The organism is Bacillus cereus group sp. MYBKT14-1, assembly GCF_051915185.1.
GTDB lineage: Bacteria > Bacillota > Bacilli > Bacillales > Bacillaceae_G > Bacillus_A > Bacillus_A cereus.
This window is the reverse complement of sequence record NZ_JBQAEF010000015.1, coordinates 37,086-57,102: the sequence shown is the minus strand read 5'-3', so window position 1 is coordinate 57,102 and position 20,017 is coordinate 37,086. Positions and strand designations below refer to the sequence as shown.

Sequence of the window (20,017 nt, the reverse complement as noted above, 5' to 3'; positions counted from 1 at the left end):
CATTTCTATATCATTTTTATAAAGAAACTAACTGGTCTTCTACTGATTTTTGTGTATTAAGCCATTCTACCCATTCTACGTTGTAAATAGTAGATGTGTAAGCTTGACCATTATCAGGACATAAGAAAACAACATTAGGGGTATTTTGAACATCCCTATTTTCAAAATACTTTTGGATTGCATAATAAGAAGTCCCTGATGATCCACCGGCAAATATTGCATGTTTATTAAATAGCTCATAGCAACCTGCAACAGTATGAACCTCCGGTACAATAATTACATCATCAATCAATGCTTTTTTAACCATACCAGGTATCATACTGGCACCAATTCCTGGTATATATCGTTTACGAGGCTTATCACCAAAGATAATGGATCCTTGACTATCTACCGCAATAATTTTAATATTAGGGAATTTTTCTTTTAATCGTGTAGATACCCCAGCGATCGTCCCTCCAGTACTCACTCCAATGAAGGCATAATCTAACTGTTTAAAATCATTAGATATTTCTCCACCAATTCCTTGATAATGAGCTTCAAAGTTATCGGCATTATTATATTGATTTGTCCAGTATGCATTAGGAATAGTATTTAAAAGTTCTTTCACCTTATTTAAACGCGTTAATAAATAGCCACCTGTTTCATCTCGTTCATCCACTTTAGCTACTTGATAGGAAGTTGCTCTCAAAAAATTCTCATAACTATCATTAATATTTGGATCAATAACTGGTATGAAATTCAGACCAATATACCTACAAAGAGTAGCAAGAGCAACCGCAAAGTTACCAGATGAAGATTCGATAATTGTAGAATTTTCAGTCACTTCACCGCGACTTATTGCTGATTTTAAAATATGGTAAGCAGCACGTACTTTAACACTATTCATTAGATTGTAATATTCTAGTTTCGCATACAGATTAATCTTTTCATGCTCTAATTTAATCATAGGTGTGTTGCCGATTACCCTTTCTAAACTCTCTAATTTCTTGAGCATAATTTGCTTCCTTTCTTGATTAAAATCTAAAAAAATTAATTAAACATTTGCAAATTCAAATATAAATCACTTTTAAATAACTTATATTCAGGTTTACTTTAAATGTCCTTTCGAATGTAGCTCAAATAGAACTTATAGCTGAAAGACAATAAATGCTAGATTCTTTAGTATCGGTAAGCTAAGCACCATTCAAGTACTGCCATAGCACTATTTAGCTTGTTTTCGGCTTGGGTAAATACAATACTTTTCGGTCCATCAATAACTGTTGCTGCTACTTCTTCACCCCGGTGTGCTGGGAGGTCATGCATAAAAGTAGCTTCCGGATATAAAGTCAAAATTTCCTCTGTCACTGCAAATGGATTAAATGCATCTTTCCATAAAGGATCTATTTTGCTTGTCCCTGTTGTTTGCCACCTTGTTGTATATACAACATCCACTTCACTAGGTAACATTTTTATATCATGACATTCAATAACTTTAGCACCAGAAAATCGTGCATATTCTTTTGATTTTTCAAGTACACTTGGAGACACTCCATAACCAGCAGGTGTAAAAAGATATAACTCTGTACCTGGAAAACGAGATAAAGAAAGAGCTAGAGCTGCTGCACTGTTATTACCTTCTCCCATATATAAAACCCGTAATCCAGCTATTTCACCAAATTTTTGTTTCATTGTTGTTAGGTCTGTTAGTGCTTGTGTTGGATGTTCTTCCGCACTCATTGCATTAATGACTGCCATACGACTTTGAGATGCCAGTTTTTCCATTTCCTTTTGACTATCTGCAGTTCTTGCTACTAGTCCATCCAGCATTCGCGAAAGTACTTGAGTAGTGTCTTCTATAGACTCCCCTGTATTTTCTTGCAAATCATTTGGACCATACGATACAATTTGTGCACCCATCTTTAATGCTGCAACAGAAAATGCCGATCGAGTTCTAGTCGATGTTTTACGGAAGTAAATCCCAATTATATTTCCAGCTAATATTTGATTAGGTTGCGATTTACCTGTGGCAAACTCTACCCCACGAGTTACAATTTGGTTAATATCACTATCAGTAAGATCCTCAAGAGTAATTAAATGTTTTCGAATAGCCATTATTATATTACCTCCCTTTTGAATAAGTGCATGTAACAAAAATGTATTTACATATGTATGTAAATAAAAACTATTAAAACCGCTAAGGTAAAAAATAATAGATTACAAATATAATTCATGTGGATCCATTACCACACTTTTCTATATTTGTTTTTAAACTAATTTATAGCAGTTGACATATAGCCTGTATGAACTCCAATACTATTTTTACTCATAAATACTTAAATATAATTCTATTGTTAGTCTATATTGCTATTTTTTATGATATAGCTCTGCTGAATATATTACACACTACAACGCTAAAAATATACTCAAAATACTGAATTTTCAGCTTTCTCAATTCTTTTATCAATTTTCTGTCAATTTATACTTGTATTCTCTTTTTTACTAATAATATACATACAATGTTGGCCGTTTCTTTTATAGCCCCATCTCTAAAAAACCCATCCATTCAAAAGTATCGTTTTCCAGATTGTCAGTTAAAATGCAAATTACTGCTGCAGTTATTAAAGAGCCCTCTTTAAAAGAGATATACTCCTTCTACTGGCTCGCTATTAGTAGTTATGATAATCTCTTAATTGTTACAGCTACAACGTTAACAATTGTTATTGCAACTATTGATCTAAGTAAACAAACAATGAATGACATACTAATATATACAAAAAGTAATCTATTAAACGTAAAATAATTGCATATCCAGCAAGTTTAATTACTTATTCAGATCTTTACTTTTAGAATTTTCAAAATTAAATTCCCGAAAATTTTCTTTCCTTAGGGAAATATCGATCATTTTAAACTATGTAAGAATGCTTATCTTCTATAAAGTAATTACACAAATCAACAAAATCAATTTCAATTATTGATTCTGGAAAACTATCTAAAGAAGCACAACAAGAAAGCTTATAATCTTTACCAATAGTAAACTTTTTATAATAAACCTCATTAGATAGCATGTCACCATAAAATATTGTATTTTTATTAATAACAAAAGAGTTTAAAGGTATAGTTAGTCCTTTCCCTATCCATTTAACAAAACTTTCTTTTATAGTCCATAATTCATAAAACACATCTAATTGTTGTTCTACATTTAATGAATTTAAATAATTAAATTCTTCCTCAGTAAAAATATTTTTAATCATTGTAGTATCTATGGGCCGGACTTTTTCTACATCTATTCCTACTTCTTCCTCATGAATAGCTCCAACAACCCAACTTTCGGAATGTGATATATTAAAATGAAAATTATTTAACTCATCAACATAAGGCTTTCCGTATTCATTGTATTTATATTTAATATCTTTATTTTCTTTTGAGAAATTTGTAGTAATTAAATATCTTATTATAATATCTCCAATTAAGGCGCTATATTGGTCGGGCTTTCTTTTATATTTCTGTATTTTCATCTGCTTTTCTTTTGAGACCAAACGCATAAGTTTCTGCATAATATTATGTTCTATATTTCCTGGCACACGTACCTTATATATATTCATTATTTCCTTCCCACCTAACATCTTATATAAATTTAAAAACTCTCAATGAACAATTCCTATTTATTTTTGATAGTAAAAAACATTTTCAGGGGATAATATTCTATTTCACATTCATATTTTCCAACCTCTTATGTTTATTATTGAATGGGCTCAAAGAAAAAAGTCTCATAATATGTTATACACGAATTTATGAGACTTTTAGAAAACTAATAGTGTACAATTTTAAATAATATTTCACTTATTTACATGTGCTAATAAGAGCATTTGTTTAAAATTCATTTTTATACTCTTTACCAATTCATGAATATGCGGTTTCACTAACATACTCAGATGGGAACCTGGCACTTGCAAAGCGTATACTTCCCCTGATGTATATTCATTCCATCTGTTATAATCTACTAGTGGGTGAATGTCATTAATAGATGCATTAAATAGAAAGATATCTGCTTTTATTTTTTGTTTACAATTATATTTTAGGTATGCATATCTATTAGCTATCATTACTTTTAACTTATTCATCATTGGATCTTCAAAATTTTGCTGACAACTATTTTCATTCAATGTAAATTTTTTCAGTAAAGATTCTATTAATTGTTCTTCACTCATTTGCTCAAAACTATTTTTCTCAATCCCTAACTGATCATTGAATTTTTCCAATTCTTCAAACGCATTCCTAATATTTAAACTAAGAATCTCCTTACCTTGTTCAATAGGATGAACATCAAGTAAACCTAGAAAACTAACTTTATCACCTAGTTCTTCTAATTTTCTAGCCATTTCAAATGCAACTATCCCTCCAAAAGACCATCCTAATAAGGTATATGGCCCTTCCTTTTTTACTTGTTTAATCTCTTCTATATATCTTACCGCCATTTCCTCTACAGATAAGTTTGGAAATCTACCATCATCATATCCTATAGATTGTAACCCATATACAGTCTTATCCTCTCCTAATTCTCTAGCCAAATCATAATAGTTTAATATACCCCCGCCTTGCCCATGAACAATGAACCATTGACTATCCTTGTTTGTTCCATTTTGAATTGGAATTAAACACTCACTGTCTATTCCTTTATTCCTACTTATTACATCACTTAATTGTTCAATAGTAGCCTTTTGAAATAATAAACTTAATGGCAGTTGCACATTAAACATTCTCTTGATATTTTCGAATAACTTTAATCCCTTAAGAGAATGACCACCTAATTCAAAGAAATTATCATTTATACCAATATTATTTACGCCTAATATACTACTCCAAATATCAATTAAACTACTATCTATTTCATTTCTTGGTGGTACATAATTACTATTGCTCATTGTATTTAGCTTTGGTAACTTGCTTCTATCTATTTTCCCATTTTGTGTTAATGGTATATTGTGAATTGGTATGAGTTGTTGAGGTATCATATAATGTGGTAACTTTGTTGCCAAATATGCTCTTACCTCTGGAATACTAATATCTTTTTCGGTAACTACGTATGCACATAAATACTTTTCTCCATCTTCATCTTCTTGATCTATTACTACGGCCGTTTTGATTGTCTCATATTTTAACAAACTCGCTTCTATCTCACCTAGTTCTATTCGATATCCCCTTATTTTTACTTGATGATCCACTCGGCCCAAGTATTCAATGTTACCATCAGGTAGCCACCTTGCTATATCTCCTGTTTTATATAGTTTCTCACCAGGTTCAAATGGATGATCAATAAATTTATCTGCTGTTAATTCTTTTCGATTGATGTATCCTCTAGCTAACCCTATGCCAGAAATACATATTTCTCCTGGAACACCTATAGGTTGTATCCTGTGAAATGAATCCAATATATAAATTTTAGTATTTAACAATGGCGAACCTATCGGTACGTTTTGTGTTGTAATTTCTTTATCACTCTCATATCGATAAGTTGTACAACAGACTGTAGCCTCTGTAGGTCCGTATCCATTTAATATTTGGAGGTTCCCCCTAAATAGATGATCGTATTTTGCGAGTAATTCTGTTTTAATTGGTTCTACTCCTACAAGTAGCTTATTTAACACTATCTTCTGGTTATCTCTAACAAAATAATCATATATTTCATTTAATAAAGTAGGTGGAATATATGCTAACGTGACCTGTTCCTCAAGAATGACTTGTACAAGTTTTGGTACATCAAACTTCTCACCTTGATAAATAGTCATTCTTGCGCCATATACCAATGGGACAAATATTTCAAATATGGTAACATCAAAAGAGATGCTACTAGAGAATAGAACGTTATCAGATATCCCTATATCTTGAGAGAAATCTTCATACATTGCACACACAAAATTCGTTAAGGATCGATGTTCAATCATTACGCCTTTAGGTTTTCCTGTAGAACCTGATGTATAAATAACATACGCTAAGTTGTGAGGTTCTATCATCATTTGCATGTCTTCTCCTTGCCCTTCTTCAAAAGACATATCCATTAGATCTATTACATTACCTTGGAATTCTATCTCCTTTATAATAGAGTTTTGATGTACTAATACATGTGAACATCCACTGTCTATAAGCATATACTCCACTCTTTGTTTTGGTAAGTCAGTATCAATTGGTAAATACGCCCCACCTGCTTTTAAGACACCTAATATACCTATAACCATCTCGATAGAGCGTTCCATCATCACGCCAACAATGGATTCTCTTTTAACCCCTTGGTCTAATAACCTTCTCGCCAACCGATTAGCTTTTATATTTAACTCATTATATGTAATTCCTTTTTCATTACATACAACGGCTATTTGATTAGGGTTCCGTTTCACTTGTTCTTCAAACATTTTATGCACTAAAAAATGATTAGAATTTGAATTCTCTTTTTTGTTAAATTCATTCATTATACAATGTTCTTCTTCTACAGATAACATATTAATATTACGCAATCGTATTTTAGGGTTATTAGTTACTTCCTGAACTATATTTGTAAAATGTACCATTAACCTTTCTATTGTCTCCGCTTTAAATAACTTAGTACTATATTCTACTTTTAAATGAATGTTATTATCTATTTCCGTTGCTACTAATGACAAATCAAATTTTGAAACTGACTGTTTAAATTGATACGGTGTAAATTCTAATTCACCAATAGATATTGGATTCATATCCATATTTTGAAAAACAAACATGGTATCAAATAATGGATTTCTACTTGTATCCCTATGCAAGTCTAAATCTTCTAATAGTTCTTCAAAAGGATAGTCTTGATTTTCATAAGCTTCTAATGTATTAAGTTTTAATCTACTCAAAAACTCAATGAACTCATCGTCATTTTCTAGATAATTTCTCATTACCAAAGTATTAATAAACATACCAATCATATGATTAGTATCAGAATGAGACCTTCCAGCAATTGGTGAACCTACAATAATGTCTTCTTGACCTGTGTATCTAGATAAAAGTATGTTATAAATGGCCAATAAAATCATATATGGCGTGGTACCAGTTTCAGTTGCTAGCTTATTTACTTTAAAAGTTAAATCTGTTCCCAAATTAAAGGAACAAACCTTACCTTTAAAGCTTTGTATAGTCGGTCTTTGAAAATCGGTTGGGAAATTTAAAACCGGGAGTTTTCCTTTTAAAGTTGTTAACCAATAATTCTTTTGTTCACTAATTAGATTCTTATAGTAAGTTCCATTTTGCCACATCACATAGTCTTTGTACTGCACTCTCAATTTTGGAAGTTCATTTCCTTTATACAATTCTACAAACTCTTTTATTAATATCCCCATTGATAAACCATCAGAGATTATATGATGCATATCTACTACAAGGATATGTCTTTCTTCAGCTATCCTTAAAAGCAACACTCTTAATAATGGCGCTTTTGATAAATCAAATGGACTTATAAACTCATGTATTAAATAATCCGCATCTTTTTCATTTACATGAACGTATTTAATATTGAATTCTACATTAGGCTCAATTTTCTGCACTAATTCTCCATCTAAAATTTGAAAAGAAGTTCTTAATATTTCATGTCTTTGTATTAAAGATTGAAATATATTTTCAAACTTATCTTTACAAATATCCCCTTCTACTTTAAGTATTGTGGGCATATTATAAGTTGTATTTGTACCATCTTCGAATTGATCTACTATAAACATTCTCTTTTGTGACGTAGAAGCTAAATAATACTCTTGTTGTTTTATAGGTTCTATGGAAATATAATTACTTTTTTCCATTTCTAATATACATTTTGAAAAATCAATCAAAACAGGAAATTTAAATAGGATTTTAATAGATAATTGCACATCAAATTCTTTATTAACAATAGAAATTAACTTAGCAGCCTTTAACGAATGACCACCTATCTCAAAAAAGTTATCCTGTATTCCTACCCTTTGAATTCCTAAAACATCTTTCCAAATCTCAACTAATTTTCTTTCTGTAGAATTTGTCGGCTCTATATGACTAGATTTTAAATTATAAATAGGTTGAGGTAATTTTTTTCTATCTATTTTTCCGTTTTGTGTTAACGGTATGTTTTGAATGGGTATGATCTGTTGAGGTATCATATAATATGGTAACTTTGTTGCTAAATATGCTCTCACCTCTGGAATAGGAATATCTTTTTCGGTAACTACATACGCACATAAATACTTTTCTCCACTTTCATCTTCTCGCTGTATTACTACGGCGGTTTTGATTGTCTCATATTTTAACAAACTTGCTTCTATCTCACCTAGTTCTATTCGATATCCCCTTATTTTCACTTGATGATCAACTCGTCCCAAGTATTCTATGTTACCATCAGGTAGCCACCTTGCTATATCTCCTGTTTTATATAATTTCTCACCAGGTTCAAATGGATGATCAATAAATTTATCTGCTGTTAATTCTTTTCGATTGATGTATCCTCTAGCTAAACCTATGCCAGAAATACATATTTCTCCTGGAACACCTATAGGTTGTATCCTGTGAAATGAATCCAATATATAAATTTTAGTATTTAACAATGGCGAACCTATCGGTACGTTTTGTGTTGTAATTTTTTTATCACTCTCATATCGATAAGTTGTACAACAGACTGTAGCCTCTGTAGGTCCGTATCCATTTAATATTTGGAGGTTCCCCCTAAATAGATGATCGTATTTTGCGAGTAATTCTGTTTTAATTGGTTCTACTCCTACAAGTAGCTTATTTAACACTATCTTCTGGTTATCTCTAACAAAATAATCATATATTTCATTTAATAAAGTAGGTGGAATATATGATAACGTGACCTGTTCCTCAAGAATGACTTGTACAAGTTTTGGTACATCAAACTTCTCACCTTGATAAATAGTCATTCTTGCGCCATAGACCAATGGGACAAATATTTCAAATATAGTAACATCAAAAGAGATACTACTTGAGAATAGAACATTATCAGTTATCCCTATATTTTGAGAGAAGTCCTCATACATTGCACACAAAAAATTAGTTAAGGAACGATGTTCAATCATTACCCCTTTGGGCTGGCCTGTAGAACCTGATGTATAAATAACATATGCCAAGTTGTGAGGTTCCATCGTTATCTGCAAATCTTCTACTTGTTCTTCTTCAAAAGGAATATCCATTAGATTTATTACACTACCTTGGAATGCTACTCCCTTTATAATAGAGTTTTGATATGTTAGTACATGTGAACACCCACTATCTGTCAGCATGTATTCCACTCTTTGTTTTGGTAAATCGGTATCAATCGCTAAATACGCCCCACCCGCTTTTAAGATACCTAATATGCCTACAATCATCTCAATAGAGCGTTCCATCATCACACCAACAATGGATTCTCTTTTAACTCCCTGGTCTAATAACCTTCTCGCTAACTGATTAGCTTTTATATTTAATTGCTTATATGTAATTTCTTTTTCATTACATACAATCGCTATTTGATTAGGATTCTGTTTTACCTGCTCTTCAAATAATTGAGGAGCTGTTACAGTCTCACAAAGTAATGTTTTATGAACTCTAGTCGTATGATTGAAATCATATAATATTTGATTCTTTTCTGTTTTAGACATTACATCTAGATCCATTACAGATTTATTTGGATCTTTCATTAATATATCTAAAATATTATATAAATGATTAACTATTCTACTAACTAATCCTTCACTATATAAAGTTGAATTGTAATCTACTTGAACCTTTAACTGTTCTTCATTTTTCATAAACCTAATAACCATATCAGAGTTTATTTTATCTGTACTCTCATAACAATGAATACCATCTAACATTACTATTGTATTTAATAAGGGAAGATTATTACTCTCTCCACCTAGACTTAATAATTGAGTAAGTTTATTAAAAGGAAAATGACAATGTTCATTTGACTCTAAAATTGTTTCTTTAATTTTATATATTATTTCTTTGAAATTATCTTCTTGATTTATTTGAGTACGTAATAATAAAAAGTTGTTTTGAAAAACCGTCTCTTCTTGACCTTGCTTAAAAACTGGCATTCCAATTACTACATCATCCCTATCGGTATATCTACTTAAGAGATATTTCACACCTGATAATAAAATAGTGTACAGTAACATATCAGAATTATTGCTAATTGCTACAGCTCTCTTCGCAATATCCGATGGGAATTGACAATAATAACTTTCTTTAGAAGCCTGAATACTATTTAAAGACAGACAATCACAAGGAAATCTACTTAACTCAACATCACCTGATAACTTGTCTAACCAATATTCTTTTTCTTTTTTAAATTTTTCACTAGATAATAAAACCTGCTGGGTAAATTTATCAAGCATTTTTTCTTCCCACCATTCTCTATGATATTGATACTAAATACTACATATTTAGTGGTTATGTTCCCCATAGACCCATCCGTTTTATCATGAGGGGGCACAATCATACTCGTCATTGGGAGTTTTCTTCCTCGGTAATAAAACTCCCAATGACGACCAATTAGATTGCTACTTTAGCGATAGAAGTTTCAACATAAAGCATAGAAATGCACTTTTCTCTTACTCAGATACATCTCTTAATTTTTTTACTTCACAGATTTTACCCTATCTAGTATTTTCATAATTAACTCGCCCACGATGTCAGCTTGATGTAGTAAAAACATATGAGCACCATTCACTGTTAGAAAATGAACCTCATTGCCCCATTCTACCCACTTCTTAGCCCCTTTTACTGTATAATTGGAGTCTGTTGTTCCACTAATAATGTATAGGGGCGCTTTCAACAATGTTGTGTCATCATTTATATAATTCTCAATGGCGCGAAAGTCTGATCGAATGACTGGAAGGATATAGTTTAAAAGCTCCTGATGTTGTAATACTTCATCCGGTAATCCTCCCAAAGACTTTATATAATCTATAAAGTCTTTATCATCTAAATGATTTGTTTTTCTTCTTATTTCCGGTGGATTCATAGCTGAGATAATAACATTTTTAGGATTTATACCTTTACTTTCTAAAATTTGAGCCATACGGTGAACTATAATTCCTCCCATGCTATGGCCAAATAATGTAACTTCTCCCTCTAAAATTGGTTGCATCTCCATTAAATATAAATTAACAAGATCATCTATGTTATCAACTAGTGGAGAAAGATTGGGACCATGGCCTGGGGGATCAAATGAAATAAGTTTTATATCTTTCGGCAAATAATTCTTTAAAGGTAAAAAAGAATTCGAATAGCCCCCAGCATAAGGAACACAAACCAAATATTTGTTACTATTCAATCCTGGCGATAAATCTTTCATTAATTTTCTCAAGTGACTTCTCCTTTATTAAATAAAATTTTCATCAAATAGTTGTTTAGTCAAACAAATTATCAATTTCTTCATCACTAAGGTTTAAGGTTTCAAAATCTGATGAAGTAAATTCTTTTGTTTGCATTTGACAACAGGATTGGATATATATCTGTAGTCGTTCTAGATAATCTGAAAATAAATTTTCTACAAAATTCTTTTGAAAATGACTTGTACTAAATGTCACATGAATTTCTAAATTTTTATTCTTAACCATGGCCACAATATCTAATAATGCAGTAATATGATTATCTTTTGATTGTTCACTGCCACTTTGATAATCAACAATAGTAAACCATCCATCCCCGAGAGAATTATCTATCTCTCCTAAATAGTTAAAACGAATTGTATTTTGAGTTAAATCTTTACAAGAAGGAAACCTCTCTTTAAGAATTCCATATCCAATTCCCTTATTAGGTATTTTACGAACTTCTTCTTTAACACTCTTTATTTGATTAGCAATATTATGCGAAACTTGTAATACAATAGGATACATCGTCGTAAACCACCCTACTGTACGTGAAATATCAAGATGCTCAAATAATTCCTCTCGACCATGACCTTCTAACTCAAATTTAATTTGATCTTGGTTTGTATATTTACCTAAATTTTCTGTCAACACAGCAAGTAACAACTCCATTGGCTGTGTATTGTAAGGCACATTTGCAGTAGTTAATAGTTTTCTTGTATCATCTGCATTCAATGTAAAGGTAAGAGTAGTACAACTTTCAACAGTACTATTTTCTTTTTCTCTATTAATTTGAAAATTATTATCTAGCGTGTTATCTATGGATTCCCAATAATCTAATTCAGCACGTACTAAATTAACGCCTCGACTATTTAAAGCTTCAGACCAATCTTGGAAAGAGTTAGTTTTTAATGGTAGCGATGGAACTTCTCCTAAATACAAGCTATTCAAACATCGGTTTGCATCTTCAATTAAAATACGCCAGGACACAGCATCAACAATAAGATGGTGTGCAGTTAATAACAACAACTGTTGATCATTTGAAAGCTGGAATAAGGCCCCTTTAAATAATGGTCCTACATTCAAATTTAAACTTCCTTTTAACTCTTCACCTTTTATATGAACCTGATTCAAAGCCATTTCAATTGGAATTTCAGACAAATCAAACATGGTAACCTTAGAATCAACAATGGACATATCTTCGTCATAATAGAAGTAATCCTGCTTATTCTCATACCTTAACCGTAACAAATCATGATGATGCATGATCGTATTTAACATCTTATTAACATATTCTTCTTTAACCGGCTTCTTCAAAGACAGTAATACCGATTGATTCCAATGATGCGGGTTCTTAAACTGTTGATCAAGGAACCAACGCATAATAGGAGTAGGCTCTACCTTTCCTGTTACCAATGTTTGTGAGACTGTAACATCTTTTTGTTTAACTAACATTGCTGCCAATTCACTTACAACTGGATAATTTAGTACATCTTTAACTCTAACTTTCCATCCCAGTTCTTGTAATCTAGCGCTCACTTGGATCGCTTTAATAGAATCTCCACCTAAATGATAAAAATTACTATGCAATTCGATCCTATCAGTCTGTAATATTTCCTTGAGAACTTCACTAACCATTCCAGTAACATCTTCATCTACTTCTTCTAAATGAGTATGGTTAGAAGCGTTATTTAACATCGGATCTGGCAACGCTTGACGATCTACCTTTCCATTGATAGTAAGCGGTAGCTGATCCATATAGATAAAAAATGAAGGAATCATATAACTTGGTAGCATATGCGAAATAAAGCTGCGTATTTCTATATTTTGAACACTGTCTTTCAAAACAATGTAAGCGACTAGATGGTTTGAATTATCCTCACCTTGCCAATTCACCACTACTACATCTTTAACAGACTTGTGTTGTAACAGTGCATTCTCAACTTCCCCTATTTCAATACGATATCCTTTAACTTTCACTTGAGAATCCATCCGTCCTTGATACTCGATTAATCCATTTGGCAACATGACAGCTAAGTCACCACTTCGATACATCTTCTCACTCGAAATAAATGGATTGGATAAAAAACGTTGCGCTGTTAAATCCGGACGATTTAAATAACCTTTAGCTACCCCATCACCCGATATATAAATTTCTCCTTTTACACCAATAGGAACCGGCTGAAGATTCTTATCCAATAAATATATTTGAACATTATCAGCTGGTGTACCAATTGGTACGGATGCTCTTCGATCTAGATCTGGATCATAACGATGAATCATACATCCAACCACAGTTTCAGTTGGTCCATATTCATTAATTATTTCAACTTTACCGCTAAAAAGATCATATATCTTTTCGGCTACTGAGGTTTTCAAATCCTCTCCACCCACAATCAATCTGCGAAGAGATGAAACTCTTGGGGGTGAATAGTTATTTAACAATGCTAAATGTGAAGGCGTAACTTTCAACACTGTTACTACATTTTCCTTTAGGATTTTTGACAAAATAAACTCATCTTCATTATCATGATATATTACTAACAATAAACCACTTATTAAAGGAGTGAATATTGAAGTTACTGTTAAATCAAAAGAAACGGATGAATATAATGCGAAAACATCATTTTCACTACTAATATAGTTCTTTTTAGCCCAGGAAATATAGTTAACCAATCCACGTTGAGTAATTACAGTTCCTTTAGGATTCCCCGTGGTTCCAGAGGTATAAATTATATATATTGGATCATTTGGTGCAGTTACTAGGGTTAGATTGGCATTATCTCCTTCATAAAGTTTCTGATCACATATATTAATTTTCTCACCTAAATATTCTAAATTACCCTCATTTGTATAGTCAGTTAAAAGTAATGTTGTGCCGCTATCATTCAAAATATAACGAATTCGGTCCTCTGGGTAGGAAGGATCTATAGGCAAATATGTACCTCCAGCCTTAATAACTCCCCAAATTGCAATTACTATCTCAAGTGAATGTTTAGCTAGTATACCCACGACTTGACCATTTTCGACTCCTTTATCTCGTAACTTTCTTGCTAACTGATTAGATTTCTTATTTAATTCAAGAAAAGTCATTGATCTATCAGCATGTTGAATTGCTATTTTTTCTGGTGTCTGTTTTACTTGTTCTTCAAATAATTCTTGAATAGTTTTTTCTTTCGGATACACAATAGCTGTATTGTTAAATTTCTCTAACATAAACTTTTGTTCATCATCCGATAACAAAGATAATTCTTTTATCGATTGGTCTTCATTACGTAAAACTTGTTCTATTAAAGCTAAAAACCTCTCATGCATACAATTGATTTGATCTTCTTCAAAATCCGCGACTTTATAATCATATTGAATTTCTAAACCTTCATCTGCCCATTCCTTAATAACTAACTGCAATGAATAGGCTTGGTAGCCACTATAAAACTCCACGTTTTCTAAAGAAAATCCATCGATAGTATTTTTAAGTTTTGTATTATAATAATTCACACTATATTGAAATAAACCATCGTATCCTTTACTAGTCAATTGCAAGTCTTTTACCAATAAGTTATAAGGATAACGCTGGTGAAATAGACATTGTTTTATTTCATGATTTACTCTTTTAATGAAAGATAGAACACTCTCATCTTCATCCACATTTAACCGTAACGGCATTGTGCTAGTAAACATACCCACTATTTTCTTTTCTAGTACGCCGGAACGATTTAGTACAGGAGATCCAATAATTATGTCTGATTGATCATACATTTTATGAATATAAATAAGCATAAAGGTTGAAAATAATGTATTCATAGATATTCTATGTTTTTGTATAAAAGACTGTAGTGCAACCGATTTTTCTTTTTCAATTAAAAATATCTTTCGTTTCCCTTCTAGAGAATGAGATGTTTTTGATAAAAAGAAATCTGGCAGATTCATAAATTTCTCATTCCAATAATTCTTATTTTTTACGTATCGAGGGGATTCCAGATATTTCTCCTCTGCTTGTAAATAAGACAGATAAGTAGATTCAACCGTATCATTTATATGCTCATCATTCTTTAACTTAGAGTAAAAATCGATAATTTGACTCGTCATAAGTTGGATTGTCCAACCATCAGCTATAATATGATGAAACTTAACAAAATAGGAGCTTTCTACATCACTTATTTTCAAGAGCACAAATTCAAACAGAGGGCCTCCTTCAAGTGGAATTTGTTTTTGAAATTCATCCTGGGCCCATTTTCTAGCTTCTAAACTTGGATTATGGTGATTAGAAAAATCAATTAAACGTATTGGTGTAGGTTCAAATGGTGATATATATTGGTGGGGTTCTCTATGTTGTTGAAAAATCCGTAGACGTAAACCATCATTTTTCTTAATGAATAATTGAATTGCTTTTTCTAAAATTGTAAAATTAATTTCCCCATTAATAAGAACCATCCCTCCGATGTTATACATAGATGTGTTTGGATAAATTTGTTCATTATACCAAACTCTTTTTTGTGGATGCGTAAGAGAATGCTTTACAATTGTTTGTTGCATATTTCCACTTCCCCTCTATCCACATCCGTTGGTGTTTCCGGAAATTGTATATTAATATAGTGAGGATAAGGATTTATATTCTCAAGATTATGTTCTAAAATTAATATTCCATTTTCGTTGCTAGTTTCCTTAAATCCAGCTAATCGGTACGTAACAAACATCATACGGTTACGGTCAGTCTGTCGAAACTCAGCCAAAAAGCGTTTACCTGCCTGTTTTGTTCTTTCCATTAGATATGTGAGGAGTATAGTACCAACGCCACGGGACATTACACGACAAGACATGAGAAGAAGTTTTAGGCAGTCGGCTTCCTCCGTCCTTTTTACAAGTGTTAAACCAATCTTCCCATAGGAGCCATATTTATCTGATAACTCACAAACTAATAATAAATAATCTGGATGATTACGATAATAGTTTAATTCATCATAATCATAGGTAATACCAGTCGAATTTAATTGATTCGTACGTACTGTTAACTCCTCTGCACGCTGCAAATCTTCCTCACGAGCCTCACTAATCACAAAATTCATCCCAAGTGAAGCTAAAAATTCTTCTTTTGGGCCTTCATATTTTTCTTCATCCTTCGTTCTCTTAAGATTTTCTAAATACATCAGTCTTCGACGACGTGAGTCTTCTGTAATTCTTTTTGGTTGTAGTCGTGGCAAGTCTAATAACGACTTATATTCATTTACATGTATACACAGGATATCATTGTGAACACTCTGTACTTCCTCTAATTCAAAAGGTTGGTCATCAATGAACGCAAAAGTATCAATACCTATGTTTAAATTTTTACTAATTTTCTCAATGGAACTAGATTTAGAGTTCCAATGAATCTCTGGATATAAAAAGTACTCTTCTATTCCAAATTCCCGTAATTTAGCTATTGCATCTTCGTAATTATTTTTACTAGCAACTGATTGCAGTATTCCACGTCGATCTAATTCACATATAATTTCATAAATTCCAGGTTTTAAAGTAACTGTGCCACTCTCTAATAAAACACCATCCCAAATTGTACAATCTAAGTCCCAAACAACACATTTAATTTCCTTACTCATGATAATGCCTCCTTTGTTTTATTCATTTTCACAGTTCCCATCTCCATCACTAAAAGCTTATCTGCTAAATGAAAATATTGATCGTCGTGAGTAATAGCAATAATACATTTACCCTTCGCTCGCATTTGAGGTAACAATTCTTCATAAAAGAAGCGTCTATAACCAGGATCTTGATCCGCTGCCCATTCATCAAATAAAAGTATAGGTCGATCTTCCAAATACGTAACCAGCAATGCCAACCTTTTCTTTTGTCCAGTTGATAGTTGCGTAGTAGTAAAACGCCCATTCTCAATGCCAACCTTGTCACTCAGTTGGAGAAGTTCTAAATAATGATCGATTTCTGTTTTCATTCCTTCTGTATTAATTCCATATAGCCTATCAAAAACATGAAAATCACTCAGGATAGCTGAATAGTATTGATTCAATTCCTCTGAAGCTATTTCTTTTCCATTTAATAAAACGTTACCTTCATTAGGTTCATATAGCCCAGTAATCAGTTTTGATAAAGTAGATTTTCCACTCCCATTACCACCAGCAATAAAGACTATTTCTCCAGAATTAAACTCCATGTCTATTGGACCAATACCAAAACCAGTAAAATCTCCATCTTTATTCTTATACTTATAACTTACATTTTGTAGCTGCAAACAAATTGGCACATCTAAGTACTCTTTTGTTGTCGCGATTTGCTCATTTGCCTTTATATGATCTACACTCTTCACCATTTGTTGAATACGTTGCCAAGAAATACGTACATTTACGAGCTGAGGGATACCGCCCAGTATTTCATTAACTGGACCTGTCATATACAGAAAAACAATTACATAGTTACTTATCGTCTCTTTTGGCATATTAACAAAAATTTCTGGAAATACAAAAACTACAATACCAATAACAAAAATGAATAATAGTTCTCCCAGAACAAACACATTTGCAAATTTAATATCTCCTATCGTTCGTTTAACACGATAGTTATTACAGCTTTCATTCATAACTTCTCGAAAATCGTTTCGTTTTCCAGTATGAAGCCTAAGCTCTTTGAAACCATGCCTTAGATCACCAATCAAACGAAAATATACATTCTGAATATCTCTTGTTTCATTCCAAACTTTATCTGCTTGTCGTCCGATCAGAGAATATACCCCTGCAGTAATAAAGATGATACACAAGGATAGTAAAAAGGCATACATATTCATTACACCAAGATAGAGAAAACAAAACAGTAACGTTAATAAACTTGTTCCAGCAGTAACTAATAGATTGAGAGAACGAGAGATAACTTCCGTATCGTTATTTAATGTCGCCTCTATTCGGCCCTTCTCAATCAACTCCAATTTATAATAAGGAGTCTGTAACAACTTATCTGTTAATTCCATCCTTTTTTCATAAACTAGCTCGTTTGTATACGATACAATACTAGTTCTAATAATACGTTGTGAAAAGACATACATAACGATTCCAAGTACAAAGTAAAACAACAAGCCATTTTCCAAATTATTTGATCTAACAAACGTTTCATTAATCACAAAAATGAGAAAGGCATTACCAAATCCTGATATTAATCCCAAAACAATTAAAGTCAAAAGCGACTTTCCCTTTTGTCTTGGAAAACAAAGATTTAAGAATGTATGGATAACATAGGCCAAACCCACCCCAGCAATTGCATATATTGCAAGTACAACAGTTGAAGGAGCCCAAACTTTTATAAATGCCCACGGAAGCCCTCCAAACAAGAGATTTGGTAGTTGATAGAGTGCATAAATCATTAGCCCATATATCGCAACAACTAATACCATATGTAACCATGTTTTTCCCGTTGGTAATATAAATTTTCTTCTTCTAAAAATAATCTCTCTGATTAAATGAAATAACATGACCAATAACGTTAGTAAACACAAAGATGAGATCACAAATAAGGCTGTTCCTATTTGATCTGTTTTCTTATATTCATCATAGAGTAACGGTTTAACTTCTTTATCTATCATCATATTTAAAAGACTGCTACCGATATAGTAAGTGTAATTACTATTCAGATTTGCTAATACTACGACCCCTATCTGTTCCTCATCACGGAAACCAATATACGATGAATAATTTGGGTTACTTCCACCATGTGAAATTTCCCCTCCGCCACTTTGATAGACCTCCCATCCAGCTGCATATGAAGCTCCATTGCTATCTGGGGCAACCTTTCTATTCGCTTTATGAGAATCGTTAATCAATTCCTCCGGAAACATCCTAGGCTTTTCAACCCCAAGCTGTAATTTTAACCATCTTTCCATATCATTTATATTTGAAATAAAATATCCAGCCGGTGTATTCCCCCTATAATTAGGAGCGTCATAGGGTAATGATTGTAAGAAGTTACGCTTGTAACCCTGGGCCATATTATCTAATGGGGCCATCTCACGTCCAGCGTATGTACTCAATAAATCCAACTTTGATAGCACATGATCTTGAACATATCTTTCAAATGATTGATTAGTTGCCTTCTCGATTACTAAGCCTAATAGATCGTAGTTAACCGTAGAATATTCAAAACTGCTACCCGGCTCTTTGTTTAGTCCTATTGGCATAACATTTCTAATCGTTTTCTCAATAGGATCTTTGCCATTGGTTATAGGAATATATCCAATGGCCTTTTCCGGTATTCCACTAGTATGGTGTAATAAGTCATAAAGTGTAATTTCATAAGGTTTGCCTTTATACTCCATTTCAAACCATGAAACATATTTAGTTAAAGAATCACTAAGTTTAATTTTCCCTTCTTTTTCTAGCTGCAATACAGCTAATGCCGTAAAAGCTTTTGAAGTAGAACCTAGCTCGAAAAGCGTCTCATTCGTAACTTGACGTTTTTTGTCTGTATCGGCATAGCCATAATTCTTCTTATAAATCGTTTCGTTTCCTTTTACAATTACGACTGAAAGTCCAGGAATACCCGCTTGAGATATTTGTTCTTCTATATGCTTCTGTATTTTCTTCTCATTAAACTGTACCGTTTCCTGTGCTTCCACCTGTCGATAAGGGAGTACTATTAAAGTCATTAAAATGATAAACTTCAACCATATGTTTAACTTCATATTTTTAGCC

9 protein-coding genes are annotated in these 20,017 nt (G+C 32.2%); 1 reads left to right on the top strand and 8 read right to left on the bottom strand.

All coding sequences use genetic code 11. The features are described 5' to 3' along the window. Nucleotides 1–16: 16 nt before the first annotated feature. Both sbnA and ACTFO4_RS24940 read right to left on the bottom strand, forming a co-directional pair. On the bottom strand, nucleotides 17–994 hold the full coding sequence (gene sbnA / locus ACTFO4_RS24945; RefSeq protein ID WP_326265663.1) for a 2,3-diaminopropionate biosynthesis protein SbnA: 978 nt from the start codon (nucleotides 992–994) through the stop codon (nucleotides 17–19). A gap of 164 nt (nucleotides 995–1,158) precedes the next feature. Next, nucleotides 1,159–2,091, bottom strand: a complete 933-nt coding sequence (locus ACTFO4_RS24940) for an ornithine carbamoyltransferase (RefSeq protein WP_001007707.1) — start codon at nucleotides 2,089–2,091, stop codon at nucleotides 1,159–1,161. 484 nt (nucleotides 2,092–2,575) lie between these two features. On the opposite strand from ACTFO4_RS24940, the gene ACTFO4_RS24935 reads away from it, so the two are divergent. Continuing rightward, the gene (locus tag ACTFO4_RS24935) at nucleotides 2,576–2,779 is read left to right on the top strand and encodes a hypothetical protein (protein WP_153582165.1); all 204 of its coding nucleotides are present in this window, start codon (nucleotides 2,576–2,578) and stop codon (nucleotides 2,777–2,779) included. Nucleotides 2,780–2,882: 103 nt separating this feature from the next. Here the strand turns inward: ACTFO4_RS24935 and ACTFO4_RS24930 are convergent, their stop codons facing one another. The 6 genes from ACTFO4_RS24930 to ACTFO4_RS24905 form a co-directional block, all read right to left on the bottom strand. Continuing rightward, nucleotides 2,883–3,581, bottom strand: a complete 699-nt coding sequence (locus ACTFO4_RS24930; protein WP_074625121.1) for a 4'-phosphopantetheinyl transferase family protein — start codon at nucleotides 3,579–3,581, stop codon at nucleotides 2,883–2,885. A gap of 234 nt (nucleotides 3,582–3,815) precedes the next feature. Next, nucleotides 3,816–10,352 (bottom strand): amino acid adenylation domain-containing protein, encoded by a 6,537-nt coding sequence (locus ACTFO4_RS24925; RefSeq protein ID WP_440014499.1) that lies wholly within the window; start codon nucleotides 10,350–10,352, stop codon nucleotides 3,816–3,818. Nucleotides 10,353–10,594: 242 nt separating this feature from the next. After that, nucleotides 10,595–11,326, bottom strand: a complete 732-nt coding sequence (locus tag ACTFO4_RS24920; RefSeq protein ID WP_440014498.1) for a thioesterase II family protein — start codon at nucleotides 11,324–11,326, stop codon at nucleotides 10,595–10,597. 43 nt (nucleotides 11,327–11,369) lie between these two features. Further along, nucleotides 11,370–15,866, bottom strand: a complete 4,497-nt coding sequence (locus ACTFO4_RS24915) for an amino acid adenylation domain-containing protein (protein WP_440014497.1) — start codon at nucleotides 15,864–15,866, stop codon at nucleotides 11,370–11,372. Further along, nucleotides 15,848–16,927 (bottom strand): HAD-IIIC family phosphatase, encoded by a 1,080-nt coding sequence (locus ACTFO4_RS24910; protein WP_440014496.1) that lies wholly within the window; start codon nucleotides 16,925–16,927, stop codon nucleotides 15,848–15,850. The genes ACTFO4_RS24915 and ACTFO4_RS24910 overlap by 19 nt, the downstream gene beginning before the upstream one ends. Continuing rightward, the gene (locus ACTFO4_RS24905; RefSeq protein ID WP_440014495.1) at nucleotides 16,924–20,007 is read right to left on the bottom strand and encodes a cyclic peptide export ABC transporter; all 3,084 of its coding nucleotides are present in this window, start codon (nucleotides 20,005–20,007) and stop codon (nucleotides 16,924–16,926) included. Before ACTFO4_RS24905 ends, ACTFO4_RS24910 begins: the two co-directional genes overlap by 4 nt. Nucleotides 20,008–20,017 lie beyond the last annotated feature (10 nt).

Coding starts and splice junctions, on each gene's coding strand:
- sbnA (WP_326265663.1), bottom strand. CDS start 994: ATGCTCAAGAAATTAGAGAGTTTAGAAAGGGTAATCGGCAACACACCT.
- ACTFO4_RS24940 (WP_001007707.1), bottom strand. CDS start 2,091: ATGGCTATTCGAAAACATTTAATTACTCTTGAGGATCTTACTGATAGT.
- ACTFO4_RS24935 (WP_153582165.1), top strand. CDS start 2,576: ATGCAAATTACTGCTGCAGTTATTAAAGAGCCCTCTTTAAAAGAGATA.
- ACTFO4_RS24930 (WP_074625121.1), bottom strand. CDS start 3,581: ATGAATATATATAAGGTACGTGTGCCAGGAAATATAGAACATAATATT.
- ACTFO4_RS24925 (WP_440014499.1), bottom strand. CDS start 10,352: ATGCTTGATAAATTTACCCAGCAGGTTTTATTATCTAGTGAAAAATTT.
- ACTFO4_RS24915 (WP_440014497.1), bottom strand. CDS start 15,866: ATGCAACAAACAATTGTAAAGCATTCTCTTACGCATCCACAAAAAAGA.
- ACTFO4_RS24910 (WP_440014496.1), bottom strand. CDS start 16,927: ATGAGTAAGGAAATTAAATGTGTTGTTTGGGACTTAGATTGTACAATT.
- ACTFO4_RS24905 (WP_440014495.1), bottom strand. CDS start 20,007: ATGAAGTTAAACATATGGTTGAAGTTTATCATTTTAATGACTTTAATA.